5 protein-coding genes are annotated in these 6,423 nt (G+C 61.8%); all 5 read right to left on the bottom strand.

Features of this window, described 5'->3' with window-relative positions:
* Positions 1-1,525: ABC transporter ATP-binding protein (locus PMI35_RS30155; RefSeq protein WP_008054859.1), on the bottom strand; the 1,525-nt coding region annotated here is incomplete at its 3' end.
* A gap of 1 nt (position 1,526) precedes the next feature.
* Positions 1,527-2,402: an ABC transporter permease gene (locus tag PMI35_RS30160; RefSeq protein WP_008054858.1), complete on the bottom strand. Its 876-nt coding sequence runs from the start codon at positions 2,400-2,402 to the stop codon at positions 1,527-1,529.
* On the bottom strand, positions 2,399-3,355 hold the full coding sequence (locus PMI35_RS30165; RefSeq protein ID WP_008054857.1) for an ABC transporter permease: 957 nt from the start codon (positions 3,353-3,355) through the stop codon (positions 2,399-2,401). Before PMI35_RS30165 ends, PMI35_RS30160 begins: the two co-directional genes overlap by 4 nt.
* Positions 3,356-3,399: 44 nt before the next feature.
* The gene (locus PMI35_RS30170) at positions 3,400-5,037 is read right to left on the bottom strand and encodes an ABC transporter substrate-binding protein (protein ID WP_008054855.1); all 1,638 of its coding nucleotides are present in this window, start codon (positions 5,035-5,037) and stop codon (positions 3,400-3,402) included.
* Positions 5,038-5,131: 94 nt separating this feature from the next.
* Positions 5,132-6,406 (bottom strand): NAD(P)/FAD-dependent oxidoreductase, encoded by a 1,275-nt coding sequence (locus PMI35_RS30175; RefSeq protein ID WP_008054854.1) that lies wholly within the window; start codon positions 6,404-6,406, stop codon positions 5,132-5,134.
* Positions 6,407-6,423: the final 17 nt, after the last annotated feature.

Here is a 6,423-nt window from a genome sequence, read left to right as displayed (position 1 = left end):
GGCGGCTGCCCGCCTCGACTTTGCGACCGCTGTACATCACCACAATGTCGTCGCACAGGGCCCGCACGGTAGAAATGTCGTGGCTGATGAACAGGTACGAAACCCCCAGTTGCTGACGCAGGTCGCGCAGCAGTTCGAGAATCGCGGCACCAACGACGGTATCCAGCGCCGAGGTCACCTCATCGCAGAGGATCAGATCCGGTTTGGCGGCCAGCGCCCGGGCCAAATTGACCCGTTGTTTTTGCCCGCCGGACAGTTCGTTTGGACGGCGCTCGGCCAAGGTCCGGGGCAAGCGCACCAGATCCAGCAGCTCGCCGATACGCTCGCGCAACGCCGCGCCCTTGAGGCCGAAATGCATCTTCAGCGGCCGGCTCAGAATGGTGCTGATGCTGTGCATCGGGTTGAGCGCGGTGTCGGCGTTCTGAAAGACCATCTGGATGCGGCGGAACTGGTCGTCAGTGCGCTCGGACAGGCAGCCACCCAGTGGCTGGCCATCGAAGGTCAAGCCACCCAACGCCGGCGTCAACAAGCCCGCCACCACTCGCGCCAGGGTCGATTTGCCCGAGCCCGACTCACCGATCACGCCGATGGCCTGGCCCCGGCGCACAGTCAGGTCGATGTCTTCCAGTACACGGATCGACGGCATGCCTTGTGCGTTCTTGTTGCCGTAACCGGCGGTCAGGCTCTTGATGGTCAGCAGCGGTTCGTCTTCAGCGACACCGCAGGGAGGACGAATCGTAGTGTCCGGCCGCGCGGCGGCCAGCAGGCTGCGGGTGTATTCGTGAGCCGGGCCTTTGAGCAGCGGCGCGGTCGCGCTCTGTTCGAAAATCTGGCCACCGTTGAGCACGACGACCTGATCGGCCATTTGCGCGACGACCGCAAGGTCATGGGAGACGTAGACCGCTGTCGCCCCACGCTCCCGAACCACACGTTTGAAGGCACGCAGCACGTCGATCTGGGTGGTCACGTCAAGGGCGGTGGTTGGCTCGTCGAGCACCACCAGCAACGGATCGCTGATTAGTGCCATGGCCGCCATCACCCGTTGCAACTGCCCGCCAGAGACCTGGTGCGGGTAGCGCTGACCGATGTTGCCCGGGTCCGGTAAGGCCAGGTCACGGAACAATTCGACGGCCTTGGCTTCGAGCACGACGCGGGTGCCCAGGCCATGAATCAACGCCCCTTCCACCACTTGATCGATCAGTTTCTTCGCCGGGTTGAACGCCGCCGCCGCGCTTTGCGCGATGTACGACACCCGATTACCGCGCAGCCCCTGCAATTGTTGCTCACTCAGCGCGAGCATGTTGTGCTCGCCGACCTGGACCACGCCGCCGGATAACCGGCAACCACGCCGGGCATAACCCAGCAACGCCAGAGCGATGGTGGTCTTGCCGGAACCGGATTCACCGATCAACGCCAGGACTTCACCTTTTTTCAGGGCGAAGCTTACGCCTTTGACGATTTCCGTTTCACCGCGCGCACCACAGGCGACCACGCGCAGGTCTTGGACTCGAATCAATTCACTCATTTCAATGGCCTCCCGTACGGCGACTACGTCGGGACGACAGTCTGTCGATAAACAGATTCACACCGATGGTCAGGGTGCCGATGGCCAGGGCCGGGATCACGATGGCTGGCGCCCCCTGGTTCAAGCCGCCGATGTTTTCCCGCACCAGCGAACCGAGGTCCGCATCGGGCGGTTGCACACCGAGGCCGAGAAAACTCATGCCACTGAGCAGCAACACGATGAAACCAAAGCGCAGGCCCAGGTCAGTCAGCACCGGGTTGAGCATATTGGGCAAGATTTCCACGCAAGCGATGTACAACCGGCGCTCGCCACGTGTACGAGCGACTTGTACGTACTCCAGGGTTTCGATATTCACTGCCATGCTGCGGGCGATGCGGAACGCGCCGGGGGTGAAACTCAGCACAGCGGTACAGACCAACAAGGTCACGGAAGATCCGAAGGCGGAGACCATGATCAGCGCCAGCATCTTGCTCGGGATCGAGATAAAGGCATCCATCAAGCGACTGATGACTTCGTCCAGCCATTTGGGCGAAACCACCGACAGCAGCGCGCAACCGGTGCCCAAGCCACTGGCCAACACTGCCGCAATCAATGCCAGGCCAACTGTGAAGCGTGCGCCGACGAGCACGCGACTGAGCATGTCGCGCCCCAGGTAGTCGGTGCCAAACGGGTAAAGGGCACTGATGTTGTCAAAGACATTGTCGGAGACCACTTCGCCCACCGGGTGCGGCGCCAGCAACGGCCCGAAGATCGCCACCAGCAACCAGATGACACAGGTTGCAGCCCCGATCAGACCCAGCCAGGCCGGACCATGTGACACCTTGCCAACCGACAGGTCGGGTGTCGCAGGCGTCGATTTAACAATGAGATTGTTCATTGGTTTCTCAGCCTCGGATTGGACAGAATCGCGCACAGGTCGGCAATCAGCACCAACCCCAGGTACGCCGTGCAGAACAGCATGGTGCAGGCCTGGACCAGCGCCATGTCACGGTTGGTAACGGCATCGACCATCAAACTGGCGATGCCGGGATAGTTGAAGATTGTCTCGACGATGACCACCCCACCCAGCAGGTACGACAGGCTCAAGGCGATCGCATTGGCAATCGGCCCGATTGCGTTAGGCAAGGCATGGGTCAGCACGATGCGCATTGGGCTTATGCCTTTGAGCCGGGCCATTTCCACATAAGGGCTGTCGAGTTGATCGATCACCGCCGCCCGAGTCATGCGGGCCATTTGCGCAACGATGACGCAGCACAAAGTCATCACCGGCAAGGCATAAGTGCGCATGAATTGCCAGGGTGAAGTGATGTCGCTGGCATAGGACAGCGCCGACAACCAGCCCAGATTCACCGCAAAAATCAGCACCGCCAGAGTCGCCACCAGAAACTCCGGGACGGCGACCATGGCCAGGGTGAAGAAGCTCAGGAAGCTGTCAATGCGCCCACCGCGCCCCATTGCCGAGCCGATGCCCAGAATCAGCGCCACCGGAACCGATACCAGCGCCGTGGCGGCCGCCAGCATCAGGGTGTTGGGCACTCGGCCGGCCATCAACTCGCCGACCGGCATGGCGTTGGACACCGACTGGCCCATGTCGCCGCTGAGCAGGTTCATCAACCAGTGCAGGTAACGCACCACACCGGGCTGATCGAGCCCCAGTTTCAGGCGCAGTGCCGCCACCTGTTCCGGCGTGGCGAACTGCCCGAGGGATTGTTGCGCTGCGTCCCCGGGAAGCACTGCCGTGATCGCAAACACGACCATCGACACGATCAACAAAGTCACGACCGCGGCGCCCAGACGCCGGCCGATCAACCACAGCGTGTTGCTATTCATCGCCTACCCTCCTGCACTGTCCCTGACGTACTACCTGACCACCATCAAGCGTCCAGCCAGACCTGCTCGGCGAACATGTAGCCCATGAAGCCACCCAGCGGGTTGCTGCCGTAGCCTTTGATGCGCTGGTCGACACCGTCGATGTTGCTGATGAAAACCGGCACGCCGATACCGCTGTGGTCATGCACCAGAGCCTGCATGTCCGCGTACATCTTGCTGCGTTTGGCGTCGTCGGTTTCTGCGCGGGCGAGCATCAGCAGCTGGTCGAACTGATCGTTCTGCCAACCGGATTCGTTCCATGGCGCCTTCGACTGGAAGAACTGCGAGAACATCACGTCGGCGTTCGGCCGCGGGTTGATGTTGCCGAAGCTCAGCGGGTGCTTCATCCAGTGGTTGGACCAGTAGCCGTCGCTCGGCAAGCGGTTGACGTCAAGCTTGAGGCCGGCCTGCTTCGCCGATTGCTGCAGCAGCACCGCGATGTCCACCGAACCGGTGGCCGCTGGTGAGGCCACCACCGGCATGCTGATGCTTTCCATTCCGGCCTTCTTCAGCAGGAACTTGGCTTTTTCCGGGTCATAGACTCTTTGCGGCAGGTCGGCGTTGTAGTAACGCGAGCCGGGTGCAATCGGATGATCGTTACCGACGACGGCAAAGCCACGGAACACAGCGGATTTGACCTGTTCGCGGTCCAGCAGGTACTTCATGGCCTGGGTGAATTCCGCACTTTTGCCCGGCATCTGATCCTGGCGGATGATCAAGTCTGTGTAGTTGCCCGATGGTGCATCGACGACCCGGTGCTTGGCGCTGGCCTTGATCCGGTTGGTGGAACGCGGGTTGACCTCGTTGATCATATGCACGTCGCCGGACAGCAACGCGTTGACTCGCGACGGTTCGTCGGCAATCGCGATGAACTCGATCTCGTCGAGATACGGCAGGCCCGGTTTCCAGTAGCCGGTGTTGCGCGCGGCAACCGAACGTACGCCCGGTTTGAATTCCTTGACCTTGAACGGCCCGGTGCCGATGCCCTGATTGAAGTCGGTGGTGCCTTCAGGAACGATCAGCAAGTGCGACACGGCAAGGATCGACGGCAGCTCGGAGTTCGGCGCGCTCAGGCGGATCTGTACCTCGTTGGTGCCCGTAGCCTTGATCTCGGTGAACTGCTCCATCAGCGGCATGATCTTGGAACCGGTCAGAGGGTCCTTGTGTCGCGACAACGAGAACACCACGTCAGCGGCGCTCAGGGTTTTGCCATTGTGGAAGGTCACGTCCTTGCGCAAGGTGATGGTCCACAGCGTGGCATCGGTGTTGTCGATGCGCTCGGCCAGCTCCAGTTGCGGCACCAGATGGCTGTCGAAACGGGTCAGGCCGTTGTAGAACATGAAGTGGCGCGCGTAGTCGGTGGACAGCGCGCCTTTGGCTGGATCGAGGGTGTCCGCGGTGGAGCTGGACATGCCAGCGACACGAATTCGCCCACCCGGCTTGCCTTTGCCGGGGGCAGCCGCTTCGTCGGCGAACAGCTTGCCGGCGGTACCAAACAGGCTACCTGCTCCCACGGCGGCGACACCCGCCACACCGAGCATTTGCAGCGCGCTGCGGCGTGACATGCCGCGATTGAGGCCTTCGAATACTCGCAGGCTTTCTTGGCCGGAGATCAGTTTGGAGTCGTTATTGTTGTCTGTCATATCGGTTGTACCTGTCGAAAATAAGAAGGCTCGAGTGTCCCGGTTGACCGGAACGTCCTGGGAACGTAGACGACGGTGACGCCACAACATCAACTCAATGCAGATAGTCCTGGAAACGGTAATAGGCGCCCACGAAAGGCAGGAACCACGGTTTGCCGAAATGACCGGGGATCGCCGGCCAGTCGAGTTCGCGCCATGGGTTGGCCTCGACTTTCCCGCCCATCACTTCGGCCATGACCTGGCCCATGTGCACAGACATCTGCACCCCATGGCCGCTGTAACCCATGGAGTGATAAACACCGCCGTGCTGGCCGGCCCGGGGCAAACGGTCGGACGTCATGTCCACCAACCCACCCCAGCAATAATCTATTTTCACGTTGGCCAACTGCGGGAACATCTGCGCCATAGCCGCTTGCAGCACCTTGCCGCTCTTGGCGTCGTTGACGCTGTCGGACATGGCAAACCGCGCACGGCCGCCGAACAGCAAGCGGTTGTCCGGCGTCAGGCGGAAATAGTTGCCGATCATGCGGCTGGTGACATAGGCACGATGTCCTGGCAGCAACTGGTCAATCAGCGATTGGGGAAGCACTTCGGTTGCGACTACGAAACTGCCCACCGGCACGATCCGCCGCCGATACCAGCCCAGACCTCCGTGCTGACAGGCACCGGTAGCCAGCAATACTTGCCCGGCGTGCAGCGAGCCCTTGCTGGTGTTGACCTGATAACCGCCGGCCCGGGCTTTCCAGTCCAGCACCGAGGTGCCCTGGTGGATCAGCGCGCCGTGACGCACCGCCGCTTCAGCCAAGCCGACGCCAAAACGCCCGACGTGCATCTGCACGCCGTTGCGTTGCAGCAAACCACCGTGGAACTGCGCCGAATTGACTTCGGCGCGGGTCTGGTCGGCGGACAACAACTCGACATCGGCATCGACTTCCCGGCGAATCAATTCGTACGTCCGTGCCAGGCCTTCGTAGTGCATCGGCTTGGCGGCCAACTTCAGCTTGCCGTTGCGGATCAGATCGCAGGCGATCTGCTCCTGCTGCACCAGCGATACCACACTCTGCACCGCGCTTTCATAGGCCTGATAATAGGCCCGCGCCTTGTCGGCACCGAGGCTGGCACTGAGGCCGGCGTAATCCTGGGCGACTCCGGTGTTGCACTGACCACCGTTGCGGCCCGAGGCCTCACCGATCACCCGCCCGGCTTCCAGCACCACGACACTGGCGCCCTTGAGGGCTAACGCCCGAGCCGCCGCCAACCCGGTGAAACCACCACCGACGATGGCCACGTCGACCTGCCCGGGCAATGCGCCGAGCTGAGCACCGGTGAAGGCCGGTGCGGTGTCGAGCCAGTAGGATTCACTGCCCATGTTTAATCCGCCTATGC

Source organism: Pseudomonas sp. GM78, from assembly GCF_000282475.1.
Taxonomy (GTDB): domain Bacteria; phylum Pseudomonadota; class Gammaproteobacteria; order Pseudomonadales; family Pseudomonadaceae; genus Aquipseudomonas.
Note: the sequence above shows the minus strand (reverse complement) of the source record. Positions and strands in the feature narration are given on the sequence as shown.